Source organism: Candidatus Dormiibacterota bacterium (assembly GCA_036495095.1).
Lineage (GTDB): Bacteria > Chloroflexota > Dormibacteria > Aeolococcales > Aeolococcaceae > CF-96.
The window spans coordinates 1-24,714 of record DASXNK010000117.1 but is presented as its reverse complement, the minus strand read 5'-3'; the positions used below and the strand labels follow the sequence as shown (position 1 = coordinate 24,714).

The window sequence follows — 24,714 nt, the reverse complement described above, 5'->3', positions numbered from 1 at the left end:
CAGGCGACGGCCGCCGCGCCGGGGAAGCGATACCTCGGCCACCCGCGACGAGGGCTGCACTCGTCACGCGCGGACACAGGGAACTCCGTCAGATCCATGAGGAGAAGCGTATGGAGCGCCTCATTCAGCGTCACCGGACATCGCTCCGAACCAGGTACCGGGCTTCCGGGATGGACTCACTGCACCGACCGCCCCTGCGGCGGCGGGCCCAACCAGGGCACGCAGGGTTTTGTGATCGCGGCGCCACCACTCGCGGCCGAGCACCCCGACCACCACGGACGTCCCAACCGCCAGGTCGAGCCAGGTGGGTTCCCCTCCCGACAGCGCACCGGCGGTCAGGGGGGGTGCGGCGGCGAGGCCGCAGACCGCCCCGGCGACCAGCGCGGCGGTGATCCGGGTGCGGCCGAGGACCATGACGAGGCCCACCAGCCGCAGCGAGTCGAGGGGGTGGAGGAGTGCGGGGGCGGCGCCCCCCTCGACCAGCGCGAGCGCGCATCCCGCGATCCCGGCGAGCAGGCAGGCGGAAGTCCAGGCGGTGCGCCGGGCCCGGGCGACGTCGACGCCACGCGCGGCGGCGGCGGCCTCGGAGCGGGCCGCCACCAGGGCGAGGCGGGTGCCGCCGCGGCGCATCCCCGCCACGCCGAGGATGCACACGCCGAGCACGGCGAGCAGGGCGTAGTGGCGCAGCGACGCCGGCGCGGGATCGCCGGGCATGAGCCGCACCCCGCCGGCCCGGTCGCTGCGGAACACGGCGGCGTCGAGCACGGCGGCGAGGCCGAGGGTGACCACCGCGACCGCGGTCTGGCCGCGCCCGGTGCACACCGCCCAGAGCAGCAGGCCGAGACCGAGGCTCACCGCCAGGGCGCAGCAGACACCGGTGACCGCGGGCTGTCCCAGGCCGGCGACAACCCAGGTGACGGTGTACGCCCCCAGGCCGGTCACCGCGAGCGGCGCGAGGAAGGGCTGGCCCGCCCAGCCGCCGAGCACCACCACGCCGAGCCCGGAGATGGCGAGGACGGCGCCCAGGTCGGCGCTGCGCAGCAGCGGCCCCGGTGCGGCGAGCTGCGGCGACAGCAGGATGGCGACCACCGCGGCGGCGCCGAGCACGGCCACCAGGCGGCGCGTCCCCAGCACCCCGAGCGCCGCCGCCAGGCCCGCGGCCACCCCGGTGAGCACCACCGGCTCGTACCGGCTGTCGGCCTGGACGACGGGGACGATCAGGGTCGCGAGGAGTGCGACGAACGCCACCACCGCCCCCACGGCGAGGCGGGGACCGGCCCTCAGGTCAGCGGCCGAGAAGGCGCTGGCAGCGCAGCGCCAGCTGGAGCTCGAGGCGGGCGTCGGGGTCGGCGAGCGAGAAGCCGCCGATCTGCTCGGCGCGCCGCAGGCGGTAGTTGAACGAGTTGGGATGGAGGTTCATCCGCCGGGCGGCGCGGCGCAGGCCGCCCTCCTCGAAGAACGCGGCCAGGGACCCGCAGAGGTCGCTGCGCTCGCGGGAGTCGTACTCGCGCAGGGGGGCGAGCCGCCGCTGCCAGAAGCGCTCCAGCGCTCCGCTGGCGGAGGAGTCGATGAGCACACCGAGGAGGCCGAGGTCCTCGACGTCGACGACGGCGCCGCGCGACGCGGCCTCGGAGCGGCCCACCAGGTCGAGGACCCGCCGGGTCTCGGCGTAGGCGGTGGGCACGCCGTCGACGTCGGTGGCGCGGCCGAGCACCGCGGCGCCGCCGCCGCAGGCGACGCAGAGGCCACGGAGCCAGCGCAGCGCCCTGGGCCGGTCGCAGCCGGCGAGCGGGGCCACGACCGTCCCGGCGACGACGTCCACCAGGGAGTCGCGCTGGCCGTTGAGCGTGGTCAGCGCGTGGCGCAGCCAGGCCTCGGGGCGCTGGTCGGGGGGCCCCTCGAAGAGCGCCACCGTCAGTCCGGCGCTGAGGTCGACACCGAGCTGCCCCGCCCGGGTGCGGAGGAGCTGGGCCGACATGCGGCCGTCGAGCAGGTCGACGAGCATGCTCGCGCACGCGGTCCGGCGGCTCATGCCGATGACCCGCTCGTGGAGCAGCGCCAGGCCGAGCAGGTTCGAGGCCTGCTCCACCGCGACCGTGACCACCCGCTGGTCGGGGGTCTTGTCGGGGAAGAACACGCTGCAGTATCCGAGCACCTCGCAGGAGGCGACGATCGGCGCCACCAGCCGCGGCACCAGCACGCCGAGCCGCGGGTCGGGGTGCAGCCAGGCGGGCCGCCCGGTCTTGACCAGGGTGCGGTAGAAGTCGCGGAGCGCCATCGAGCCGTGCTCGTCGGCGGCGTTCCCCCGCGCCCGCGCGGCGTCGATGCGGGTGCGCTCGGCGGCGCCGGGACCGGCCGCGTAGAGCACCCGGAACTCCGCGTCCTCGATCAGCACGGTGGCGCCGAGCGCCGAGGCGAGGGCCTCGCTCAGGCTCTCCATCCGCAGGTCGGAGGCGCCGGCGGCGGCGAGCCGCGAGCTGACTCGCCCGAGCTCGGCGAGGCTCTCCTCGAGCGCCCGGACGATGAAGTCGGTGAGCTCGGTGGCGATGAGCTCGAGGTCGACGTGGTGGGCGAGCCGGATCACCGGCGTCCCCAGCAGGCCGGCCGCCGCGGCCGCCTCCGCCGACACCACCGCGGCCGCGAGGGCGGCGGCGCCGCGCTCGTGGGCGATGTGGACGGCGTCGGCGGTGAGCAGCCGGCCCAGCAGCCGGAGCTCGCCGGGGACGCAGCCATGGGTCTGCGACGCGGTCGAGGCGCGATGGACGGGGGCGTCGAGCCCGGCGGCGCCGGCGACCACCTCGCTGCCGCGCAGCGCGGGCAGGCGCAGGCAGTCGGCCACGGTCACCGCGGCGGCGCGCCGGCGCGAAGCGGACGCGGTCGCAGGACGGCCGCGAAGGTTGAGGACACGCGGTTCCTCGGCGGTGGCGGTATCGTCCTCGCGTGCGGGCAGCACAGTTGTCATCCGTCCCCTTCGTCGCAATTTCCGCCACCGTATCGGGCCTGGACAGGCGAGTCACCGGACACCCATGGGGGTGAACCGGCGTGGACTTGGGACAAACGACCGTGGTCGGGGGCGTCGCCATGGCGCGCACAGCAGCTGGAACCTTCGGTTTGTGCCCGCAGCACGGAGTCCTGACCGCCAGGCCACAATGGACCGTGCGCACCTAGTCAAACCGCCGCCCCGGGTCAGGCCCGTCCGTACACCGGCACTGCCGCGCCGCTGACCAGGTCGGCGTCCGGGGAGAGCAGCCAGGCCACCGCGGCGGCGACCCGGTCGACCGGCACCCAGCGGGAGGAGTCGGCGTCGGGCATGCCGGCGCGATTCGCGGGGGTGTCCATGACGCTGGGGAGGACGGCGTTGACGGTGATCCCGCCCTCGCGCAGCTCGGCGGCCATCACCTCGGTGAGGCGCAGCAGCGCCGCCTTCGCGACCTGGTACACGGCCTGCCCGGAGGCCACCTCGACGGCGGCGCGGCCGAGCACGTTGACGATGCGGCCGCCGCCCCCCTGCTCCTCCATGGCCCGCGCCCCCGCCGCCGCCAGCCGCCAGGGGCCGAGCAGGTTGAGGTCGAGGCGGGCGGCGCGGTCGTCCTCGGACACCCGGTGGCCGAGGTCGCCGGCGAAGCCGCCGGAACAGTTGACCACCCCCGCCCACTCGCCCTCGGCGCGCACCCGCTCGGCCAGCGCCGCCACCGACGCGGGGTCGCCCAGGTCGCAGGCGGCGACGAGGGCCCCGGGGATCTCCGGGTCGGGGAGGTGCCGGGCGGCGACCACCACCGGCCAGCCGTCGGCGAGCAGCCGGGTCACCACCGCGCGGCCCAGCGACCCGCCGCCCCCGCCGACGACGACCAGGCGGCGCTCGCCGCTCAATGCAGCGGGACCGCCACCCTCACCTCCACCCGGCCGTCGTGCTCACGCACCACGAAGGGGGGCTGCGGGAAGGTCGCGGGGCCGTCGACCACCGTGCCGTCGGTGACCCGGAAGCGCGACCCGTGCCAGGGGCAGGTGACGCACTCGCCGTCCAGCTCGCCCTCGTCGAGGGGGCCGCCGGCGTGGGAGCAGACCGCGCTGATCCCCTGGAGCCGGCCGCTCACCCGCACCAGCAGCACCGGCGCCGCCCCCGCCTGCACCCGGCGCATGGCGCCCTCGGGGAAGTCGCCCGAGGCGCCGACGTCGACGAAGTCCTCGGGGGCCTCGAGGAACGCGTTGCGGTTCACCGCGGTGCCGATCCCGTAGACGAGGTCGCCGCCGAGGTAGGCGCTGGCCGCGACCACCGCGAAGCCCGCGGTCGAGAGCCCCACCGCGGTGCGGCGCGCGCCCTCGCCGCCGGCCACCCGGAGCAGCAGCGAGGTGAGCTGGAGGCCGAGGGCGGTGGTCATCGCGGCACCGTGGGCGAGGGCCACCCGGCGCTCGTGACCGAAGGTCTCGTGGAAGTCGGTGTACCCGCTCAGCGCCGCCAGCGCGGACGCCCCCACCCCCACGGCGAGGGCGGTGTCGCCCGCCCGCGGCTGGCCGGTGGCGTCGGCGACCAGCCCGACCAGGCAGGCGCCGATGGGCACGTCGGTGACCGCGGGGTGGAGGGGGTGGCCGAGCACGGCGGTGCCGTGGAGGACGTTCTTCACGACGCGACCGCGCGGACCCAGCGCCTCGTACGCCTTGCCGACGGCGCCCTGCACCGCCTCGGCGACGCCGTCCATCCACCCCTGCTGGCGGATGAGCCGGTCGATGAAGGACTGCGCAGCCACGGTCACTCCCTCCAGGACTCGGACACCGGCCGTCTTTATGACACGCCGGTACCGCGGAGGTGTGGGACTAGTCGATGAAGTCGGAGAGGCGGGCGCTCCGCGCCGGGTGCCGGAGCTTGCGCAGTGCCTTCGACTCGATCTGGCGGATGCGCTCGCGGGTGACCCCGAAGCGCTTGCCCACCTCCTCGAGGGTGCGCTGATGGCCGCCGATCAGCCCGAAACGGAGCTGGAGGACGCGGCGCTCGCGCGGGGTGAGGGTGTCGAGGACGTGCTCGACCTCGAGCCGGAGCATCGCCATCGACGCCTCCTCGGGCGGCGCCGGGGCGAGCTTGTCCTCGATGAAGTCACCGAGGTGGGAGTCGTCCTCATCGCCCACCGGGGTCTCCAGCGAGACCGGGTCGCGCGCGATGGTGATGATCTCGCGCACGCGCTCGGGCGTGATCCCCATCTCGTCGGCGATCTCGTCCTCGGTGGGCTCGCGGCCCAGCTCCTGGAGCAGCCGCCGGGAGACCCGGATCTGCTTGTTGATGCTCTCCACCATGTGGACGGGGACGCGGATGGTGCGCGCCTGGTCGGCGAGCGCCCGCGAGACCGCCTGGCGGATCCACCAGGTGGCATAGGTGGAGAACTTGTAGCCGCGCCGGTAGTCGAACTTCTCGACGGCGCGGATCAGGCCCATGTTCCCCTCCTGGATGAGATCCAGGAAGGACATGCCCCGGCCGATGTACTTCTTGGCGATGCTCACCACCAGGCGGAGGTTGGCCTCGGTGAGGTGGCGCCGCGCCTCCTCGTCGCCCTGCTCGATGGCCATCGCGTACTCGACCTCCTGCTCCTTGCGGAGCAGGGGGACGCGACCGATCTCCCGCAGGTACATGCGCACCGGGTCGTCGAGGGCGATCGCGCCGAGGGCCGCGCTGGCCTCGAGGCTGTCGTCGTCGCTGTCGTCGACCGCCTCGAAGTCGCGGTCGCCGTCGGACACCTCGATGCCCATGTCGCGGAAGACCTGGAAGATCCGCTCGAGGTAATCGGGCTCGGCCTCGATCTCGGGGAAGCCGGTGAGGACGTCATCCGGGGTGAGGTACCCCTGCTCCTTGCCACGGACGATGAGCGCCTCGGCGGCGACGACGAGGTGGTCCGTGGGCGAGGCCAGCGCAGCGCCGCCCCCCTTCGAGGCCGTGGTCATGAGTTCCTCCCGCCCGGCGTCACTGCGCTGCGCAGGACGGGTCCCCGAACCGGAGTAGTCTGACAGCCTCGGGCGCATCTGCGCGCTATGCTCCCCGCCATGCTTCCTCCCGCGAGGCCGCGGATGCTCGCCCCCGGCGTCATCCTCATCGCTCTCGTCGGGGTCTGGCTCACCCATACGCTCGAGTACGCGCGAGTCTCCGGTGCCGCCCGGCTCTCCGCGGTCGTGCTCGCCCCGGTGCACGCGTACATGCTGCCGGTGGGAGCGCTGCTCACCCTTGGCGCCGCCCTGCTCGGGGTGCGCTGCTGGCGGGCGTGGTGGAGACTGGGCCGCCGCCTCGAGCAGACCCGCGCCGCCCTCGCCGGCGGCTGGCGGGGCCGGGAACCGGGCTGGCGCCCCGCCGCGCCGGTGCCCCGGCGACCCTCGGAGGGCGCCCAGCTTCTCGCCCTCTGGCTGCCGCTCAGCCTGCTCCAGGCCGGCCTCTACCTCCTCCAGGAGAACGCCGAGGCGCTCGCCGCCGGCCGGCCGCCGCCGGGACTGGGCGCCGTGACCGGCGTCCACGCGCCGGTCCTCGCCGTGCTCGTGCTGGTCGCCTGGGCGCTCGCCTGGGCGGTGCTGCTGGTGCTCCGCCGGCTGGGCGAGCGCCGCGGCGTCGTCGCCGCCTGCGAGCGGCTGCTCCTCGCCCTGCTCCGCCATCTCGGCCGCGCCGCCGCAGCCCCGCAGTCGGCGCGCGCCACCGTCGCCTCGCCGCTCGACCGCTTCGGCCGCGAGCTCTGGCGCCGCCCTCCCCCGCTGCTCCTCCCGGACTGACCGACACGACCCGGGCGTGCCTGCCCGCCGGCGCGATCCCGCGCCGTCAACCGTCGATCCCCGAGAGGAGCCCTTCCGTGACAGTCACCACATCCAGAACAGCCCGCGCCGGCGTCGCCGCGCTCGCCGCCGGGGCACTGGCGCTCGGCGCCGTCCATCCCGCCCTCGCCCACATCGTCAAGCCCTTCGGTCCCTACACGATCGCGCTGGGCTGGCTCCATGAGCCCGCGTACGTGGGCTTCGACAACGCCGTCCAGGTGATCGTCAAGCAGGACACCACCCCGGTCACCGACATCACCGACAAGGACCTCAAGGTGGAGGTGAGCCTGGGCGGCCAGAGGATGGACGCGATGCCGCTGGTGCCCACCGCCGACCCCGACACCGGCCTGGGCACGCCGGGCGAGTACCAGATGCACTTCATCCCGACCGCCCCGGGCAACTACACCTTCCACATCAGCGGGAAGATCAAGGACACCCCGGTCGACGAGACCGCGACGGCCAGCGACAAGACCTTCGCCACCGTGGACAACCCGGCCGGCGTCGAGTTCCCGGCCAGGGTGCCGAGCGTCACCGACATCTCGACCAAGCTCGACCGGGTCAGCGCCCGGGTCGACAGGGTCGAGAGCAGGCCCGACGCGCTGCCCACCGCGCTGGTGGCGCTGCTCGCCGCCCTCGTCCTCGGCGGCGCAGGCATCGGCCTCGGGCTGAGCGCGCGGCGGCGGAGCTCGGGGCTCTAGCACCGTGCGGCGCCTGATCCTGGGGCTGGTCGCCCTGCTGGTGGCACTCGGAGCGGTGGCGGCGCTGCCGCTCCACGCCTCCGCGCACGCCCTGCGGCAGAGCTCCGTGCCCGACAGCGGGGCCGACCTCCCCCAGCCGCCGGCCGACGTGATCATCACCTTCGGCGAGGAGCCGGACCCCCGGCTCTCCTCGATCGAGGTGCTGTCCACCGGCGGCCAGCCGTACCAGCAGGGGGCCGCCCAGGCGGTGCCGGGGAATCCGCTGCAGCTCCGGGTCGCGCTGAAGCCCCTCCCCACCGGGGTCTACACGGTCAGCTGGCGGACCTTCTCGCACGTCGACGGCCACGTCGCCGGCGGCGCCTTCGCCTTCGGGGTGCGGAAGGACCCCAGCTCGGTGTCGATCCCAGCGTCGGTGGCGGGGCCGCCCGGCCCCAGCGCCGCCGACATCGCCGGGCGCGCCGTGCTCTTCCTCGGACTGGTGGGGCTGGTCGGCGGCGCCGGGGTGGCGACGATGGTGCTGCCCCGGCCCGCCCGCGCGGTGGTGCGCACCCTGCCGGTGGCATGGGGGCTCGCGGTGGTGGGGACGGCGACGGTGATCGCCTCCCAGGCGAGGAACGCCGGGGCGGGGCTGGGCGACGTGTTCTCCACCTCGATCGGCCGCACCGTGGTGGAGCGCTCGATCCCGCTGGCGATCGCGGGCGCCGCGCTGGTGCTCGCCTTCCGCGGCGGCGACACCCGGCGCCGCACCGCGGTGGGGGTGGCCGGGACGGCCGGCGCCCTGGCGATGCTCGCCGACGTGCTCAACAGCCACGCGGCGGCGGGGTCGGCGGTGGCGGTGAACGCCGCGATGCAGTGGGTGCACATCGCCGCCGGCGCCCTCTGGGTGGGGGGGCTGTTCGCCCTGCTCCTGGGCATCCGGGGCCTGGCCGGCGAGGCGAGGGGACGGGCCGTCCGCCGGTTCAGCACCCTGGCGGGGGTGGCCCTGCTCGCCGTCGCCGCCACCGGGACGGTGCGGGCGGTGATCGAGATCGGCGCCTGGGACCGGCTGTGGGGCACCACCTTCGGCATCCTGGTGCTGGTCAAGGTCGGGCTGCTGCTGCTGCTCGCCGGGCTCGGCGCCGTCAACCGCTTCCGCAATGTGCCGGTGGCGGCGCGGGGGGTGGGCGGGCTGCGGCGGGTCGCCGGCGTCGAGGTGATGGTGGCGGTCGCCGCCCTGCTCGTCGCCGCCGGGCTGGTGAACGAGGCACCACCGACCTCGGAGGTCGCCCGGGCCGCCGCCCAGGCACCGCCGTCGCTGGTGCTCGACGCCCACGACTACGGCACCAGCGTGCGGATGCGGCTGACCGTCACCCCGGGGTCGACCGGGCCCAACCGCTTCTCCGCCGTGCTCACCGACTACGACACCGGCCGGCCGCTCGACGCCACCGGGGTGCAGCTGGGGTTCGCCGCCCCGTCCTGCCAGAGCCTGGGCCCCACCACCCTGCCGCTGACCCGCACCGCCCCGGGCACCTGGACGGCGACCGGCAGCAACCTCGCGCTCGGGACCGCCTGGCAGGTCACCGCGCTGGTGAACCGGGGCAGCGCGTCGGTGGAGATCCCGGTGACGGTGACCCCGCGGGTGCCGCCGCAGACCTTCACCGTGCAGCCCGGAGGCAACGGGCTGCCCACCCTCTACAACATCGTGCTCCCGGTGGGGAAACTGCAGATCTACGTCGACCCCGAGACCGCCGGGAAGGTCGAGTTCCACGCCACCTACTTCGACGCCGGCGGCAACGGCCTGGACGCGACCGTGAGCTCGATCAAGCAGGCGGGCACCGGCGGCGACCTCCCCCTCCGCCAGCTCGGTCCAGGACACTATGTCGCAGACGCCACCGTGAAGCGGGGGACCAACAGCTTCGACATCGCCGCCGTCAGCGGCTGCCAGCAGCTGAGCTCCCACATCGACATCGTCGTGAAAGGATGAGGATCCGACCCATGAGAACCGCCCGCATCGCCGCGATCCTGGCCATCCCGACCATCTCCTGCGCGGCATGCGGTGGTGGCAGCGGGGTCCCGGCGACGTCGAGTCCGACCGCCGCCGCGAGCCTCCCCCCGGGCACCCCCTCGGGGACCCGCCCCTCGTCGCCGGCGACACTGTCGATCACCTCGCCCGCCGACGGCAGCACGGTGACCGGAAGCACGGTCCACGTCGCCGTCGACCTGCAGGGCGCCCAGGTGGTCCAGGCGACCAGCTCGAACATCAGCCCCGACAAGGGCCACGTCCACCTCTACATCGACGGCAACCTGCAGTACATGCAGTACACCCTCGCCCAGGACTTCCCCGTCCATCCCGGCGTCTACACCATCAAGGCCGAGTTCGTGGCCTCCGACCACTTCCCCTTCAGCCCGAGGGTCTACTCCAAGCAGATCGTCTTCACCGTCAAGTAGGGCCTCCGCCGGCGCTACTCGCCCATCCCCTTCAGGATGTCGCTGATCTCGACCAGGTCCCGCTGGATGTGGTCGGGAAGGCGCTCGAAGGCGTGGGACGGCGCCGCGGCGGTGACCGCGATGGCGGGGCCGGCGGCGGCGCCGGCCGGGGCCGCGGCACGGGGACGGTTGCGGAGGGTCAACGCCACCCCGGTGCCGCCGATCATGAGCAGGCCGGCGAGCGCGATCACCGGCGCCGGCCCGCCGCCGCCCTCGGGGCCGGGGGGTGCACCGCCCTGGCCGATGCCGCTGGCGGGGAGCGCGGCGACCGGCCCGGACGAGGAGCTGGGCTCGGCGGCCGCCGGGGTGGGCGGCGGGGTCGGCGGCGTCGCCGGGATCGCCGGCACGGCGACCGCGGGAGCCGGCGGCGGCGGGGCCGGCGGCGCCGGTGCGGCGGCCACCGGCGCGGCGGGCGCGGGCGCCCCCTTCGGCGACGGTGGCGGGGGCGGCAGCGGCGCCGGGGCCGGCTTCTTGGTCGGCGGCGGTGGCGGTGGCGGCGGCGGCGGCGGCGGTGGCGGCGGTGGTGGCGGTGGTGGCGGAGCCGGAGTCGGCTTCGGCGGCTTCGGCGTCGGCGTCGGCTTCGGGGTGCGGCTCGGCTTCGGCGTGTGGGTCGCGGCCGCCTGCTGGGGCGCGACCGTCGCGGCGAGCGTGGTCAGCGGTCCGGGCGCGGCCTCGACGGCGCCGGCCAGCAGCGCGGCGGCCGCGACCAGCAGCCCGGTGGCGGCCCGGTGACGAGGTGTGACCTCGCGCATCTCTCCCTTCCCTGCCCCGCGGGGCGACATGTCCCTCCCGGCCGCCCGGGGCGGCCCGAGAGCCCATTGTCGCCGAAGTCGCGGAAAATGGGAGCTTCGCCATGGAACCCGCCCCCGCGCTGCGCTACCGTCCGGGGATGCCCGCCTCCCCGTCCCCGCCCCCGCTCTCCTGCGGCGAGTGGGCGGTGCTCGGCCTGGTCACCGAGCGGCCCCGCCACGGCTTCGCCCTCGCCCGGCTGATGGCCCCGGAGGGCGAGGTCGGCCAGGTCTGGGCGCTGCCCAAGCCGCTGGTCTACCGCGCCCTCACCACCCTGCAGGACCGGGGCATGGTCGCCACCGCCGGCGAGGAGCCGGGCGAGCGGGGTCCTCACCGCACCCTGCTCAGCGCCACCGCGGAGGGCGAGGATGCGCTGCGCGCGTGGCTGGCCACCCCGGTCGACCACCTCCGCGAGGTGCGCTCCCAGCTGATGCTGAAGCTCGCCCTGCTCGCCCGCACCGGTGGCGACGCCGCCCCCCTGCTCACCGCCCAGCGTGAGCGGCTCGCCCCGCTGCTCGCCGCCCTCGAGGCCCGGCTGGCCACCGCCGAGGCGTTCGACCACACCCTGCTGGTCTGGCGCCTGGAGTCGGCGCGGGCGGTGGTGCGCTTCCTCGAGGTGGTCGCGGCCCATCCGCTGAGCCGCGCGAGCGGCTGAGCCGGCGGCCTCAGCGGGTCCGGCGGCGCGAGCCCCCGCTCACCCGCTGGGGCAGCAGCCGGTCGGCGGTATGGGTGGCGGTGAAGCGCACCGCCCGGCCGGCGGTCATCCCCGCGGCCCGGCAGGAGACCGCCACGTCCTGCTCGCCGATCTCCCGCCCGGCGCGGGGACGGATCACCCACAGCACCCCGCCGGAGGCGAGGCAGTGGGCCAGGCCCGGAACCCGGCCCAGCTCCTCCCGCTGGGTCGCGGCCAGGAAGATGATGTCAGCTCCGGCAGGAACCGACCGGCCGGTCACCACCACGGCGGCGCGGCCGCGGAGCTCCCCGAGGAAGCCCTCCTCCACCGTGCCCACCACGGCGACGCACTGGCCGGGCTTGACCCCGAGCCGGTCGAGCCGGCTCCGGGGCCCGCGGCCCAGGGTCTCCGCCCAGCGGTGCGAGGCGGCGTCGAGGTGGAGCACCGCGGTGCCGCCGGGGAACGTGACCTCGACGCGGCCGTCGGCGGTCTCAACCACGGTGAGGTCGCTCACCGGGACGGCGAACCGGCGCTCCTGGCGCAGGACCAGCTCGTCGGTGTCCAGGTATGCGGTGCCCTCGCCCACCCGCTCACCGAAGCGCAGCGTGCAGGGTGCCTCGCGTCCGGCCATCCGTCTCCCGCCTCCGTTCCCCCCAGGCGCCACGCCCACCCCCGAACCACCCGCCCCGAGCTGACACCCGACTTGGCAGAAACTCACGCTGAAGAGTGGTCGAGGAACCGTTGCCTGGCCTGCTCGGCCGGCCGCTCGGTGGTGCGGGCTGCACCACAACCATATCCGAAGCAACCCCCCGCGCCAAGCCCCCGAGACGTGTCGAATCGCCCCGGGTGCCACCGAACCTCCCGGTCGCGCCACCATGAGGTGCCGTCCGGCACGGTACGCTGAGGCCATGGAGCGCTATCTCCTCCGCGCCCCGCTGGCGCGCCGGCTGCTCGGCCAGGCGCCGGCGGTGCTGGCGATCGCCGGTGTCAGCGTGCTCGGCACCCACCTGCTGGCGGTGCGGAGCCGGACCGGCGGCCGCACCCGCATCGTGGTCGTCAACGTGCTCCGCCACCGCGGCCACCGCTACCTGGTCTCGTCGCGGGGCACCACCCAGTGGGTGCGCAACCTGCGCACCGCGGGCCGGGCCGAGCTGCGCCTGGGCAAGCGCACCGAGCCGGTGCTCGCCGTCGAGGTCCCGGTCGCCGAGCGGCCGGCGCTGCTCCGCGCCTACATGCGGCAGTGGCGCCTCGACGGCAGCAGCACCCTCGAGGGCGTCGGCCCCGCTGCGCCCGACGCCGAGCTGATCCGGATCGCGCCCGCGTACCCGGTCTTCCGCATCGAGGCCGACGGCCCGATCACGACGTCATCGCAGTGACGGTCGTGGCGGTTCGATCGCTCCTGTAACGAATCGCCGAGAGCCACAAGGGCAGCGCCGCCGCGGTCGTCTCCAGGTGTGATTCGGGTTCCTCTCTCACCCGATGACCCAGGTGGGGTGCAGCCCACCGCAAGGATGCTCACATGACCGCTCGCAAGCTCGTCCTCGCCGCCATCGGGTCCGCCGCCGCCGCCGGTGTGGTCACCGCCACCGTCGCCTCCGCCCTCGGCCTGGGTGGCACCCACGCCGAGGCCCTGTTCTCCGGCGACTCCGGCTCGATGACCGCCAGCGCAGGTCCGCTGACCGCCGCCGCCGACCTCGGCGGCCTCGGCGGCGCCGGCGGCCTGGTGTCCTCCCTGCCGGCGCTGCCCGGGCTCTCCTCGGTGACCAGCCTGCTGCCCGGCCTCCCCAGCCTCTCCTCCATCACCGGCGGCCACCTGGGGATCGGCGGCAACGGCGCCGCCGGCTCGCTCTCGGTCTCCGGGGCCGGCGCCGGCGCCAGCGGCGGCGGCAGCGCCTCGGGCCTGCCCGGCCTCTCCTCGGTCACCGGCCTCCTGCCCGGCCTTCCCGGCCTCTCCTCGGTCACCGGCCTTCTGCCCGGCCTTCCCGGCCTCTCCTCGGTGACCGGGCTCCTGCCCGACGTCTCCTCGGTCACCGGCCTGCTCCCCGGCCTGCCCAGCCTCTCCTCGCTGACCGGCGCGCTGCCGGCGGTCCCCGGCCTGCCCGCGATCGGCTCGCTGACCGCCCCGGTGCAGTCGCTGGCCGGCTCGGTGCCCTCCGCGATCGGCTCGGTCACCGGCGTCGCCGGCTCGCTCACCGGCACCGTCCAGGGCACCGCCGGGTCGCTGGTCAACGGCCTCCCCTCGACCCTCGGCTCGGTGGTGGGCACCGCCACCGGCCTGGCCGGCGGCATCGTCCCCTCGGTCACCCAGCCCGCGGTCAACGTCGCCGGCGGCGCGCTGAACCTGGGCGGCGGCTCGGTCTCGGCGACCGCCCCGAGCGTCTCCGCCTCGGGCGGCGGCCTGCACCTGGGCCTCCCCGGGCTCCCCGGCCTCCCCTCCCTCTCCTGCATCACCTCGCTGCTCAGCCACTGCTAGCCCGGCGCACCGGCGCCCGGAGCAGGGCGAGCCTCTCGGACGGGGCGGGACCAACGTGGTCCCGCCCCGTGCCGCATCCCCCTCCCCGTACCATCCGCACGATGGCGACCAAGCAGCGCCGGCCACGGCGCTCGGGGCCGGGACGGCCGGTGACGGCCGGGGTGGGTCCGGCGCGGGGGCGCCACCGCCGCGTCCTGGTCGCCCTCCTGCTCGTCATCGGGTTCACCGCCGCGGGCCTCGCCGGCGCCGTCGCGTTCTTCCTGCCGGTGCTCGCCACCGGCCTGGGCGCCACCGGCCAGTCGGTGGTGACCTCGCTGACCCACCGGTCCCCGGCCGACCACCAGCCCTTCACGGTGCTGCTGCTGGGGTCGGACGACGACGCCAAGTTCGTCCCCGGGCACCTGCTGACCCAGTCGATGATCCTGGTGCGGGTCGACCCCGGCAGCGGGCACGTGACCATGCTCTCCATCCCCCGCGACCTCTACGCGCCGATCTCCGGCGGCGGCTCGGCGAAGATCGACACCGCCTACGCCAACGGGGGCGCGTCGGCCGCGGTGGACACCGTGCAGAGAGACTTCAACGTCCAGATCGACCACTACGTGTGGATCGGGCTGCGCGGCCTGGTCAACCTCATCGACCGCCTCGGCGGCGTCGACCTGGTGACCACCAACCCGGTGCTCGACGACTTCTATCCCGCCGACCTCGCCGGCGGCAACCCCTACGCGTTCCAGCGGGTGGCGGTGATGCCGGGGGCGCAGCACATGAACGGGCTCACCGCGATGGAGTACGTGCGCTCCCGGCACGACGACCTCCGCGAGGACTTCGGCCGCTCCGAGCGCCAGCAGCAGGTGCTGCTCGCGCTGCGCACCCGGGCCCACTCGGTGAGCCTCACCGACCTGCCCGACATCGCGTCGGCGCTCAACGGCGAGATCCTCACCGACATGAGCCTCACCGAGGTCGCCGACCTGCTGCCGATCGCCTCCGGCCTGCAGCTCGGCAACGTCGAGCGGGTGCTGCTGCTGCCCCCGTTCACCCGCGACGCCACCATCGACGGCCAGTCGGTGCTCGAGCCCGACTGGGACCGCATCCACGCCCGGGTGGCGCAGAGCTTCCCCTGATGCGGAGCCGAGTCGCCCTGTCGATCCTGCTCGTGGCCCTGATGGCGGGCTTCGGGCTCGCCGTCTACACCGGGCTCGGGGTGCTGCGCCACCTCCACGACGGGCGCACCGCGGCCGCCGGAGCCGCCGTCGACCCCTCCCAGGTGCGACCGCTGCTCCAGCTTCCCGGCAGCGTGTACGTCGCCTCCGCCGGGGACCTGCTCCGGCTGCGGGGCGACACCGTGACCAGGGTGCTCACCCACGACGCGGGCCGGCGCTGGATGCAGCCCGCGGTGCTGGCGGACGGCTCGCTGCTGGTGGTCGGCCGCGGCGCCCAGAGCTCCGACCTCTACAGCGCCGGCGCCGGCGGCGATGGGCTGCGCCGCCTCAGCGACAACGCCGCGGCGCCGCTGGGCGACGGGTCGCTGGAGCGCGACCACTGGGCCTTCCATCCCCGCGGCGGCGCCGACGGCCGGCTCTGGTACAGCTACGACGCCCCCAAGGCGGGCTTCCGCGTCGACCTTGCGGTGTGGAGCCGGCCGGCGGCGGGGGTGGCGACCCGCTGGTCGTCCCCGGTGGGGTACACCGGCGGCGACGTCGAGCCGCTGCCGCTCGGCTCCGGCGCGGTCATCTTCGTGCGCCACGCGATCGACGGCCAGTCCCACATCCACTCCCAGCTCTGGCTCCAGACCGGCCCGCGCGATGCCGGTCACGCGCTCACCAGCGCCGGCGACGACTGCGGCCAGCCCGACCTCGCCCCCGGTGGCGGGATGCTCGCGATGGTCTGCACCGGGGGCGGCCAGGCCGCCCACCTGGCGGTGGCCGGCTTCGACGGCAGCACCCTCGGCACCCCGCGGGCGCTCGCCGGCGGGGCGCTCTGCGCCTTCCCCACCTGGGCGCCGGACGGCGGCGGGCTTGCCTACCTCGCCCCCGGGGCGGGCGCCGGCGACTTCACCCTCTGGTGGCTGGCGGGAGCCGGCGGCAGCTCGCCCTCGGCGCCCCGCCAGGTGCTCGAGGGCGCCGAGCTCGACGCCACCTCGCGCCCCGCCTGGGCCGCCTGAGGGGGAACGCCCGTTTCCCACAGGCTGTGGATGACCTGTGGATAGAGGTGTGGGCTACCGCCCCGTCAGTGCCTCCCCGGTGAGCCGGCCGCGGAGCACGTTCTTCTGCACCTTGCCCGACGGGGTGGTGGGAAAGGTGTCGCAGAGGATCCAGCGCTTCGGCGTCTTGTAGGCGGCGAGGCGGGCGCGCACGAAGGCGGCGAGCTCCTCGCCGGTGGGCGACATCCCCGGGGCGGGGCGCACGAAGGCGACCACCTCCTCACCCCACCTCGGGTCGGGCGTGCCGACCACGGCGACGTCGCCGACCGCGGGATGGCTGAAGAGCAGCTCCTCGATCTCCCGCGGATAGATGTTCTCGCCACCTCGGATGATCATGTCCTTGAGCCGGCCCTCGATCCGGCAGTAGCCGCGCTCGTCCATGGAGGCGAGGTCGCCGGTGTGCAGCCAGCCCTCGGCGTCGATCGCCTCGGCGGTGGCCTCGGGCATGTTGTAGTAGCCGGTCATCACCAGGTAGCCGCGACAGCAGAGCTCGCCGACGCCGCCGCAGGGCAGGGTCTCGCCGGTGGCGGGGTCGGCGATCCTCACCTCGGTCTGGGGCAGCGGCTGCCCCAGGGTCTCCGCCTTGTCGACGTCGGTGTCGTCGAGGTGGGTGGCGGTGATGCAGGGCGATGACTCGGTCTGCCCGAAGATGATGGTGAAGCGCACCCCCAGGGTGGCCTCGACGTTGCGGACGAGCTCGACGGGAACGGTGGCGCCGCCGGAGGTGACGATGCGCAGCGCCGAGAGGTCGCGCCGGGCCCGGTCGGGGTGCTCCATGGCGGCGATCAGCATGGTGGGGGCGCCGCAGGTGACGGTGGCGCGGTGGGTCTCCAGCAGCTCGAGGTAGAGGGCGGGGTCGAAGGCCACCACCGGGATCAGCGTGGCCCGGCTCTGCGCCGCCCCGAGCACGCCGAGCACGCAGCCCGCGGTGTGGAACAGGGGGAAGGGGTTGACCGCCACGTCGCCGGGCTCCCATCCCATCCGCCGGGTCATCAGCAGGGCGTTGTTGGTGATCCCGCGGTGGTGGAGCAGCGCCGCCTTGGGGAAGCCGGTGGTGCCCGAGGTGTACTGGATCTGGGCGGGGTCGCCGGGGGCGACCACCGGCAGCGGCTCGGTGGGCGAGCCGGTGGCGCAGAACTCCTCCCATTCGGTGAAGAGGATGGACTCGCGGAGCCCGGGCAGCTCGGAGCGCACCTCGGCGAGCGACCGCTCCATCGGGTTGGTGCGGAACTCCGGGAGGAGGAAGATGCCCGCCGACCCCGACTGCTCGAGCACGTAGCGGAGCTCGGCGGGACGGTAGGCGGGGTTGACGGTGACCAGCACCATCCCCGCCAGCGCGGCCCCGTACTCCAGCAGCACCCACTCGCTGGTGTTCGGACCCCACACCGCGATCCGCTCCCCGACCGCGAAGCGGCCGAGCAGCGCCCGCGCCACCCGCTCGGCGTCGTCGAGCAGCCGCTCGTAGGTCCAGTGCCGCCGCGCGCCCGGGTCGGGGATGCCCTCGACCAGCGCGTCCTGGTCGGGCCGCTCGGCGGCGACCGCGCGCAGGATGTCGCCGACGGTGGTCTCGAGCACGGGGACGCTGGTGTCCGCGGGCCAGTACGACGTGGACAGAGGCATGGTGCTCCTCCTGCTCGGGCGCGGGCCGAGGATACACAACCACTGCCACGATTTCCTCCGCGGCTTCGGTCTCCCCAAAATGCGCGGCGGAGCAGTACCATCCTGACCGCGTGGGCGGAAGGGTGCCAGGGGTGGCGCGGAGGTTTCGGGGTGGACCTTCAGCACGGAGAGTCCGGTCGCGGCGTGGGCGAGGTCGCGACCCGGCGTCGGCGCGCGCGGAGGCTGGCGGCGGCGCTGGCGACGGCGGCCGCGATGGTCGGCGCGGGGTCACCGGCGCCGCCGCAGATCCACGAGGCGCCGGCGGCGAGCGCGTCGATGTCGAGCCCGAACTGGGCCGGCTACGCCGTCCACCGCACCGGGATGCAGTTCACCGGCGTGCGCGGCGCCTGGGTCCAGCCGGCGGTGAGCTGTCCCAACGGAGGCACCTACTCGAGCTTCTGGATCGGGCTCGACGGCTATGTCTCCAACTATGTCGAGCAGATCGGCACCGGCGCCGACTGCAGCCAGACCAACCAGCCGGCGTACTACGCCTGGTACGAGCTCTATCCGGCCGCCCGGGTGCGCATCGCGCTGGTGATCCGGCCCGGCGACCACATCGAGGCGGTGGTCGACTCCATCGCCGCCGGCACCACGCTCACCCTGCGCGACGTCACCAGCGGACGCAGCTTCTCGACGGTGCGGCGTGGGCCCTCGGGCCCGCTGACGTCGGCGGAGTGGATCGCGGAGGCGCCGTCGGCGTGCTCGGGAAGCAGCTGCAACGTGCTCCCGCTCGCGAACTTCGGCTACGTGTCCTTCTCGATGTGCAGCGCCGACGCCGGCGGCGGCTCGGGGACGATCACGGCACCCACCTGGGCGGCCGACCTGATCACGATGGTCCGCTCCAACGGGTCGGTGCTGGCCCAGCCGTCGCCGGTCAGCGCCGACGGCGCCTCCTTCAGCGTCAGCGTGCGCTGACGGGGGCGGAGTCCGCCCCCGTTCGGCGAAGTTGACGCAAGCGACGGGCCCGTGCAATCCTCCCGCCACGACCCGAGACGGGGAAGGGAGGGACTTGGGGGGTGATCCCAGTCCGGCGCTACTCACCTCTGCTGCTGCTTGCCATCGCCCAGCTGGTGCTGGCGATCGCGCTGCCGTCGCGCGCGCCCGCGCCCGCCGCGGCGCCGCCGCCGCTGGCCGCCCTCGCCACGCCCGGCGCCGACCCCGGCGCGGACTCGGGAGGCGCGGCGGACCCGACCACCGGCACCGGCGCCACGGGCCCGGGTGGCACCCGGCCGGCGACCGCGGGAGGCCCCGGCGCCGGCGTCGGGGCGGCGGCGGCGCTGCCGGGCACCGGTCATGCCGGCGGCGACACCCGTCACTGCGCCGGCGGCCTGCAGTTCGGAGGGCTGCTCGTGGCCCCGCCCTGCGCCCCCACCTGGGGCGGCGGCGACAACGGTGGCGCCACCTCGCAGGGGGTGACCCGCACCAGCATCGAGGTGGTGCTCTACCGGCCCAAGCGCAACGCGGCCGTCGACGCCATCATCGCGTCGCAGGGGCTCAGCAGCAGCCCGCAGCAGGAGCAGGACTTCCGCGATCGGGCCGCCACCTTCATCAACACCCGCTACGAGCTCTACGGCCGGAAGGTCCATTTCGACGTCTTCCAGGGCCAGTGCGAGTTCGCGCCACCCGACATTCCCTGCCTGCGCAACGAGGTCGACACCGCGGCGGCCACCTACCACCCCTTCGCGGCGATGTGGTTCGGCGTTGCCGGCGAGGTCTACGACGAGCTCGCACGCAAGGGCATCATCAGCTTCGGGGGCCTCAGCAACGCCTTCAGCATCGCCCACCGGCCCTACCTCTACGGCCTCCTCATGGGCCAGGACGAGCAGGCCGTCCTCGCCTCCGAGTACTGGTGCAAGAAGCTCGCCAACCTGCCGGCGCGCTTCGCCGGCGATCCCCTCCTGCAGCGGCTGCCGCGCAAGGTGGCGATCGTCGCCGACGACCTCGACATCCTCCGTCCCGCGCTCGAGCAGCTCCAGGCGGGCATCCAGCGCTGCGATCGCAACGGGGCGCAGATGGCCCTGTACTCGCTCGACACCAGCACCGCGGTGGCCCAGTCGACGACCCTGATGGCGAAGCTGAAGAGCTCGAACGTCACCACCATCATGTGGGCCGGCGACCCGATCTTCCCGGTCTTCGGGACCCACGCCGCCACCTCGCAGGCGTACTTCCCCGAGAACGTCATGGAGGGCGGCTTCCTGATGGACATCGACATCCTCGGCCGCGCCTACGACACCCAGCAGTGGCAGCACGCCTTCGGCATCGGCGACCTGCCGGCGTTCCAGTCGGTCGACCACTCCGACGGGGCGAAGGTCTACCGGGCGACCGGCGGCACCGGGCCGGTCCCGCTCGCCGCCTTCGGGTGGACCGGCTACGCGGTGATCGCCAACTCGCTGCAGCTGGCGGGGCCGGCGCTCACCCCGCTGACCTTCGAGCGCGCCACCCTCACCAGCCCGTCGTACGGCGGCTGGCGCACCACCCACGACCCCCACATCCCCTACCTCCACTTCGCCCCGGGCAAGTACACCTGGATCAGCGACGCCCGCGAGATCTACTGGAGCGCCTCCGCGACCTCGGAGTTCGACGGCAAGCCGGGCGCCTACGTCCAGCTGAACGGCGGCCAGCGCTACGTCACCGGCGAGTGGACCGCCGGAGAGCCGAACCTGCCCCCGGGGGTGTGAGCGTGCCCGTGCGCCTGCCCGGGCTGCGCACCGGGCTGCGGATCGCCGCCGCCGCGGTCGCGCTGGTGGCCGCCGACGAGCTGCTCTTCGGCCGCGGGCGGATCACCCACGTCGGGGTGCTCCCGCTGCCCACCGGCATTCCCCTCGGCATCCTCGCCAACGGGATGGTGATCGGCACCCTCTACGCGCTGGTGGCGCTGGGGCTGATCCTCGTCTACCGGGCCGACCGGCTGATCAGCTTCGCCCAGGTGGGGCTGGGCGCGGTGCCCGCGGTGCTGGCGCTGCTGCTCGTCACCGACCGCCACGTGTCCTACTGGGTCGCCGCCGGGGTGATGCTGGGCGGCGCGGCGCTCACCGGAGCGCTCGTCGAGGTGGTGGTGATGCGGCGGTTCCGCCGCTCGCCGCGGCTGGTGGCCACGGTCGCCACCATCGGCCTCGCCCAGGTGCTCGCCGTCCTCGAGATCGCGATGCCCGCACTGGTGTCGGGGCGGACGCTGGCGCCGCCGGAGTTCCCCACCCCCTTCCGCGGGCTGCGCTTCGAGCTCGGCGGGGTGATCTTCGACGGCGACCACATCGCGATCCTCGTGGTCGCGGTGGCGCTGATGCTCGGGCTCGCCGGCTTCCTGCGGCTGAGCCGCTACGGGGTCGCGGTACGCGCCGCCGCCGAGAACGCCGACCGCGCCGCGCTGCTCGGCATCCCGGTGCGCCGGCTCTCGACCCTGGTCTGGGTGGTGGCCGCGGTCTGCTCGGCGATCGCGGTCTTCATGCGGGCGCCGGTGACCGGGCTCTCCCCCGGCGCGAGCGTCAGCCCCACGGTGCTGCTCTACGGTCTCGCCGCGGCGGTGGTGGCGGGGATGGAGAGCCTGCCGCTGGCGCTGCTCGCGGGCATGGGCATCGGGGTCATCGACCAGAGCGCCTTCTTCGGCACCTCGAAGCCCGACCTCAGCGCCGCGCTCATGCTCCCGATCATCCTCGGCGCCCTGCTGCTGCGCCGGGGCACGGTGAGCCGCGCCTTCGACACCGGCGTCTCCACCTTCCGCACCCTGCGCGAGTTCCGCCCCATCCCCCTGGAGCTGCGCGCCACCCCGGAGGTGCGCTGGGGCCGCATCGGTCTGCGCATCGCGGTCTGCGCGCTGCTCGTCGCCCTGCCGCTGGTGGTGGGCAGCGTGCGCGCGAACTTCGCCTCCCTGGTGGTCATCTTCGCGATCGTCGGCATCTCCGTGGTGATCCTGAGTGGCTGGGCGGGGCAGGTCTCGCTGGGGCAGTTCGCCTTCTGCGGGATCGGCGCGGCGGTGGCCGGCGGCCTCGCCGTCAACCACCACGCCGACTTCTTCGTCACCCTGCTCGCCGCCGGGCTGGCGGGCGCCGCCGCCGCACTGCTCATCGGCCTGCCCGCGCTGCGGGTGCAGGGCCTCTTCCTCGCGGTGGTGACCCTCGCCTTCGCGGTGACCGTGCAGAACGTGGTCCTCGACCGCCAGTACACGTCGTGGCTGCTGCCCGGGCTGGACGTGCCGGTGCTGCGGCCGATCATCTATCGAGCCGTCGACGTCCGCGGCGACGTCGCCTTCTACTACGTCTGCCTCGGCGTGCTGGGGCTCGCCTGGCTGTGCGCGCGGTCGCTGCGCGCCAGCCACGCCGGCCGCTCGCTGATCGCGGTGCGCGACAACGTCGCCGCCGCCCAGGCGGTGGGCACCAGCGCCACCCGCGCCCGGCTCGCCGCCTTCGCGATCTCCGGGTTCATCGCCGCGGTGGCGGGAGCGCTGCTCGCCTACCAGCAGCAGGCCGTCGACCGTCCCACCTTCGGCGTGCTGACCAGCCTCGAGGTCTTCGTGTTCGTGGTGGTCGGCGGCCTCACCTCGCTGCCCGGGGCCCTGCTCGGCGCCCTCTATTACGAGGGGCTCCGCTACGTCGGGCCGGCGATCGGGCTCGGCGACCTCCAGGTGCTCGCCAGCGGGGTCGGCGTGCTCCTGCTCCTGCTCGCCGCACCCGGGGGGCTCGCCTCGGGGCTGTACGGGCTGCGCGACCGGCTGCTCCGGGCGGTGGCGCGGCGCCACGGCATCGAGGTGCCCAGCCTGGCGGGCGAGGGCGACGGCGGTGGCGGCGGCGGCCGGGGCCGGGTGCGCCGCCGCCGCCGCCACCACCGCCGCGCCGACGCCCCGGCGCCGGCCGCCGGCGGCACCGTGCCGCTGCTGGTCTGCGAGGGGCTCGAGGTCGCCTACGACTCCGTGCAGGTGCTCTTCGGGGTGAGCGCCGAGGTGCGCGAGGGTGAGGTGGTGGCGCTGCTCGGCACCAACGGCGCGGGGAAGTCGACCCTGCTCCGCGCCGTCTGCGGGCTCATGGAGCCGCTCGCCGGGCGCATCCTCCTCGACGGCCGCGACATCACCGGCGCCGGCCCCCAGGTCGCCGCCCGGCTGGGCATCGCCCTGGTGCCGGGGGGGCGGGGGGTCTTCCCGACGGTGAGCGTCGCCGACCACCTCCGGCTCGCCGGGTGGCTGCTCGGCGGCGACCGCACCGCCGCCGCCACCGCCCGGACCCGGGTGCTCGACCGCTTCCCCCGCCTGGGTGAGCGACTCGGCCAGCGCGCCGGCGACCTCAGCGGCGGCGAGCAGCAGCAGCTCGCCCTCGCGATGGCGTTCATGACCTCGCCGCGGCTGCTCATCGTCGACGAGCTGTCGCTCGGCCTCGCCCCGGTGGTGGTGGCACAGCTTCTCGACCAGGTGCGCGAGTTCCACGCCCAGGGCACCACGGTGGTGGTCGTCGAGCAGTCGCTCGACATCAGCCTGGCGCTCGCCTCCCGCGCCTACTTCATGGAGAAGGGCGAGGTGCGCTTCGAGGGCACCCCCGACTCGCTCGCCGAGCGCGACGACCTGGTGCGCTCCGTCTTCCTCGCCGAGCGCGCGCCGGCGGTCGTCGCACCGGCCGCCCCGGAGCCGGTGCCGGCGGAGCGCGCCACGGTGCTGCGGGTGCGCGCCCTGCGCCGCTCCTTCGGCGGCATCCACGCCGTCGACGGCGTCGACATGGGGCTGCGGGACGGCGAGATCCTCGGCCTGATCGGCCCCAACGGCTCGGGGAAGACGACCCTCTGCGACCTGGTCTCGGGCTTCCTCGAGCCCGACGAGGGCGGCATCGAGCTCGAGGGCGTCGAGGTGGCCGGCTGGTCGCCCGACCGCCGCGCCCGCTCCGGGCTCGGCCGCTCCTTCCAGGACGCGCGCATCTTCCCCTCCCTGACGGTCGCCGAGAACCTCGCCCAGGGGCTGGAGCGCCACCTCCAGGTCCGCGACCCCCTGAGCGCCGCGCTGGGGCTGCCCGCGGTCTGGGAGCAGGAGGACGAGGTCGGCTGGACGGTCGCCGACCTGGTCGAGCTCATGAACCTCGGCGCCCACCGCGACAGCTTCGTCCGCGAGCTGTCGACGGGGACGCGCCGGGTGGTCGACCTCGCCATGATCCTCGCCCACAACCCCTCGGTGGTGCTCCTCGACGAGCCGTCGTCGGGCATCGCCCAGCGCGAGACCGAGGCGCTCGCCCCGCTGCTCCGCCGGGTGCGCGCCGAGACCGGGTGCGCGATGCTGGTGATCGCCCACGACATGCCGCTGATCAAGGCGGTCTGCGACCGGCTGGTGGCGCTCGACCTCGGCCGGGTCATCGCCGACGGCCCTCCGGCCGCGGTGCTCTCGGACCCGAGGGTGGTGACCGCCTACCTCGGCGCCGCGGCGGTGCCGGCATGAGGGGGGCTCGCACCCTGATCGCCGTGGCCGCCCTGGCCACCGGGCTGGCGCTGTCGGCCGGAGGCGTCCACCATGCCGCGGCGGAGGCGCCGGGCAGCACCGCCTGGTGGTCGGTGGCCGGAGCCCCCGGCGGGGCGGTGCCGCCGCCGCCGGACGTGCAGACCGGCGACCTGCTGGTCGAGGGCGCGGCCGGGGGTGGGGCGCCGGCCGTCCCGGCGCCGCCCGCGCCGCTGCCCGCCCCGCTGCCGCCGCCCCCGGCCGCACCCGCACCGCCGCCTCCGCCGGCCCCCCCGCCGCCGGTCTCGGCCGGGGGCGCGCCTCCCGGCGCGCTGGCGGTGGCGGCGCTGAGCTTCCCGGTCGCCGTTGGAGCGCAGGTGGGCACCCTGACCCTCGGCCTGGGCGGCGGCGTGAAGCCGCCCTCGGTGAGCCTGATGGCCTGTCCCACCACCCAACCCTTCCACCCCGTGGAGAACGGCCCGCTCAGCGACGTGCCGCCGTACGACTGCACCGTCAGCGACACCGCGATGCTCACCGGCGACGGCGCCGGCATCCACTTCGACCACCTCGCGGCGCTGGCCC

21 protein-coding genes are annotated in these 24,714 nt (G+C 75.1%); 13 read left to right on the top strand and 8 right to left on the bottom strand.

The window, feature by feature from the left end:
- Positions 1 to 120 precede the first annotated feature (120 nt).
- The 5 genes from VGL20_12770 to rpoD form a co-directional block, all read right to left on the bottom strand.
- On the bottom strand, positions 121 to 1,248 hold the full coding sequence (locus VGL20_12770) for a hypothetical protein (GenBank protein ID HEY2704555.1): 1,128 nt from the start codon (positions 1,246 to 1,248) through the stop codon (positions 121 to 123).
- A gap of 37 nt (positions 1,249 to 1,285) precedes the next feature.
- Positions 1,286 to 2,845, bottom strand: a complete 1,560-nt coding sequence (locus tag VGL20_12765; GenBank protein ID HEY2704554.1) for a helix-turn-helix domain-containing protein — start codon at positions 2,843 to 2,845, stop codon at positions 1,286 to 1,288.
- Positions 2,846 to 3,186: 341 nt separating this feature from the next.
- Positions 3,187 to 3,870 carry an SDR family oxidoreductase gene (locus VGL20_12760; GenBank protein ID HEY2704553.1) on the bottom strand — a complete coding sequence of 228 codons (684 nt, stop codon included), beginning with the start codon at positions 3,868 to 3,870 and terminating at the stop codon, positions 3,187 to 3,189.
- The gene (locus VGL20_12755) at positions 3,867 to 4,745 is read right to left on the bottom strand and encodes a Rieske 2Fe-2S domain-containing protein (protein ID HEY2704552.1); all 879 of its coding nucleotides are present in this window, start codon (positions 4,743 to 4,745) and stop codon (positions 3,867 to 3,869) included. The genes VGL20_12760 and VGL20_12755 overlap by 4 nt, the downstream gene beginning before the upstream one ends.
- Positions 4,746 to 4,812: 67 nt before the next feature.
- A complete protein-coding gene (gene rpoD, locus VGL20_12750) occupies positions 4,813 to 5,928 on the bottom strand; it encodes an RNA polymerase sigma factor RpoD (GenBank protein ID HEY2704551.1) in 1,116 nt (371 codons plus the stop codon).
- A gap of 99 nt (positions 5,929 to 6,027) precedes the next feature.
- Between rpoD and VGL20_12745 the strand changes: the two genes are divergently transcribed.
- From VGL20_12745 to VGL20_12730, 4 genes are all read left to right on the top strand, one after another.
- The gene (locus tag VGL20_12745; protein ID HEY2704550.1) at positions 6,028 to 6,738 is read left to right on the top strand and encodes a hypothetical protein; all 711 of its coding nucleotides are present in this window, start codon (positions 6,028 to 6,030) and stop codon (positions 6,736 to 6,738) included.
- A 77-nt stretch (positions 6,739 to 6,815) separates the two neighbouring features.
- A complete protein-coding gene (locus VGL20_12740) occupies positions 6,816 to 7,475 on the top strand; it encodes a hypothetical protein (protein HEY2704549.1) in 660 nt (219 codons plus the stop codon).
- A 4-nt stretch (positions 7,476 to 7,479) separates the two neighbouring features.
- Entirely contained in the window at positions 7,480 to 9,438 is a 1,959-nt protein-coding gene (locus VGL20_12735) for a CopD family protein (GenBank protein ID HEY2704548.1), read from the top strand.
- Between the two features lie 11 nt (positions 9,439 to 9,449).
- The gene (locus tag VGL20_12730; GenBank protein HEY2704547.1) at positions 9,450 to 9,902 is read left to right on the top strand and encodes a hypothetical protein; all 453 of its coding nucleotides are present in this window, start codon (positions 9,450 to 9,452) and stop codon (positions 9,900 to 9,902) included.
- A gap of 14 nt (positions 9,903 to 9,916) precedes the next feature.
- Here VGL20_12730 and VGL20_12725 read toward each other — a convergent pair whose 3' ends face one another.
- The gene (locus VGL20_12725) at positions 9,917 to 10,693 is read right to left on the bottom strand and encodes a hypothetical protein (GenBank protein ID HEY2704546.1); all 777 of its coding nucleotides are present in this window, start codon (positions 10,691 to 10,693) and stop codon (positions 9,917 to 9,919) included.
- A 101-nt stretch (positions 10,694 to 10,794) separates the two neighbouring features.
- Here VGL20_12725 and VGL20_12720 point away from each other — a divergent pair, with 101 nt between their 5' ends.
- Positions 10,795 to 11,385, top strand: coding sequence for a helix-turn-helix transcriptional regulator (locus tag VGL20_12720; GenBank protein ID HEY2704545.1), 591 nt, complete (start codon positions 10,795 to 10,797; stop codon positions 11,383 to 11,385).
- Positions 11,386 to 11,395: 10 nt separating this feature from the next.
- Here the strand turns inward: VGL20_12720 and VGL20_12715 are convergent, their stop codons facing one another.
- Positions 11,396 to 12,034: a hypothetical protein gene (locus tag VGL20_12715; GenBank protein HEY2704544.1), complete on the bottom strand. Its 639-nt coding sequence runs from the start codon at positions 12,032 to 12,034 to the stop codon at positions 11,396 to 11,398.
- Positions 12,035 to 12,311: 277 nt separating this feature from the next.
- Here VGL20_12715 and VGL20_12710 point away from each other — a divergent pair, with 277 nt between their 5' ends.
- The 4 genes from VGL20_12710 (at position 12,312) to VGL20_12695 (ending at position 16,034) form a co-directional block, all read left to right on the top strand.
- The gene (locus VGL20_12710) at positions 12,312 to 12,779 is read left to right on the top strand and encodes a nitroreductase/quinone reductase family protein (GenBank protein ID HEY2704543.1); all 468 of its coding nucleotides are present in this window, start codon (positions 12,312 to 12,314) and stop codon (positions 12,777 to 12,779) included.
- A gap of 143 nt (positions 12,780 to 12,922) precedes the next feature.
- Complete coding sequence (locus tag VGL20_12705) at positions 12,923 to 13,876, top strand: hypothetical protein (GenBank protein HEY2704542.1); 954 nt, start codon at positions 12,923 to 12,925, stop codon at positions 13,874 to 13,876.
- Positions 13,877 to 13,977: 101 nt separating this feature from the next.
- Complete coding sequence (locus tag VGL20_12700) at positions 13,978 to 14,994, top strand: LCP family protein (protein ID HEY2704541.1); 1,017 nt, start codon at positions 13,978 to 13,980, stop codon at positions 14,992 to 14,994.
- Positions 14,994 to 16,034 carry a hypothetical protein gene (locus VGL20_12695; GenBank protein ID HEY2704540.1) on the top strand — a complete coding sequence of 347 codons (1,041 nt, stop codon included), beginning with the start codon at positions 14,994 to 14,996 and terminating at the stop codon, positions 16,032 to 16,034. Before VGL20_12700 ends, VGL20_12695 begins: the two co-directional genes overlap by 1 nt.
- Before the next feature lie 54 nt (positions 16,035 to 16,088).
- Here the strand turns inward: VGL20_12695 and VGL20_12690 are convergent, their stop codons facing one another.
- Entirely contained in the window at positions 16,089 to 17,693 is a 1,605-nt protein-coding gene (locus VGL20_12690) for an AMP-binding protein (protein ID HEY2704539.1), read from the bottom strand.
- A 183-nt stretch (positions 17,694 to 17,876) separates the two neighbouring features.
- Between VGL20_12690 and VGL20_12685 the strand changes: the two genes are divergently transcribed.
- From VGL20_12685 to VGL20_12670, 4 genes are all read left to right on the top strand, one after another.
- Positions 17,877 to 18,647, top strand: coding sequence for a G1 family glutamic endopeptidase (locus VGL20_12685; GenBank protein ID HEY2704538.1), 771 nt, complete (start codon positions 17,877 to 17,879; stop codon positions 18,645 to 18,647).
- A gap of 101 nt (positions 18,648 to 18,748) precedes the next feature.
- Complete coding sequence (locus tag VGL20_12680; GenBank protein HEY2704537.1) at positions 18,749 to 20,410, top strand: hypothetical protein; 1,662 nt, start codon at positions 18,749 to 18,751, stop codon at positions 20,408 to 20,410.
- Positions 20,411 to 20,412: 2 nt separating this feature from the next.
- The gene (locus VGL20_12675) at positions 20,413 to 24,135 is read left to right on the top strand and encodes an ATP-binding cassette domain-containing protein (GenBank protein HEY2704536.1); all 3,723 of its coding nucleotides are present in this window, start codon (positions 20,413 to 20,415) and stop codon (positions 24,133 to 24,135) included.
- Positions 24,132 to 24,714 (top strand): hypothetical protein (locus tag VGL20_12670; GenBank protein ID HEY2704535.1); only part of this gene is annotated, 583 nt, incomplete at its 3' end. The genes VGL20_12675 and VGL20_12670, both read left to right, overlap by 4 nt.

Bases quoted from the DNA above. Each gene is read 5' to 3' on its own strand.
- VGL20_12720 (HEY2704545.1), top strand. From the start codon at position 10,795: ATGGAACCCGCCCCCGCGCTGCGCTACCGTCCGGGGATGCCCGCCTCC.
- VGL20_12730 (HEY2704547.1), top strand. From the start codon at position 9,450: ATGAGAACCGCCCGCATCGCCGCGATCCTGGCCATCCCGACCATCTCC.
- VGL20_12700 (HEY2704541.1), top strand. From the start codon at position 13,978: ATGGCGACCAAGCAGCGCCGGCCACGGCGCTCGGGGCCGGGACGGCCG.
- VGL20_12715 (HEY2704544.1), bottom strand. From the start codon at position 12,034: ATGGCCGGACGCGAGGCACCCTGCACGCTGCGCTTCGGTGAGCGGGTG.
- VGL20_12710 (HEY2704543.1), top strand. From the start codon at position 12,312: ATGGAGCGCTATCTCCTCCGCGCCCCGCTGGCGCGCCGGCTGCTCGGC.
- VGL20_12745 (HEY2704550.1), top strand. From the start codon at position 6,028: ATGCTTCCTCCCGCGAGGCCGCGGATGCTCGCCCCCGGCGTCATCCTC.
- VGL20_12695 (HEY2704540.1), top strand. From the start codon at position 14,994: ATGCGGAGCCGAGTCGCCCTGTCGATCCTGCTCGTGGCCCTGATGGCG.
- rpoD (HEY2704551.1), bottom strand. From the start codon at position 5,928: ATGACCACGGCCTCGAAGGGGGGCGGCGCTGCGCTGGCCTCGCCCACG.
- VGL20_12705 (HEY2704542.1), top strand. From the start codon at position 12,923: ATGACCGCTCGCAAGCTCGTCCTCGCCGCCATCGGGTCCGCCGCCGCC.
- VGL20_12725 (HEY2704546.1), bottom strand. From the start codon at position 10,693: ATGCGCGAGGTCACACCTCGTCACCGGGCCGCCACCGGGCTGCTGGTC.
- VGL20_12690 (HEY2704539.1), bottom strand. From the start codon at position 17,693: ATGCCTCTGTCCACGTCGTACTGGCCCGCGGACACCAGCGTCCCCGTG.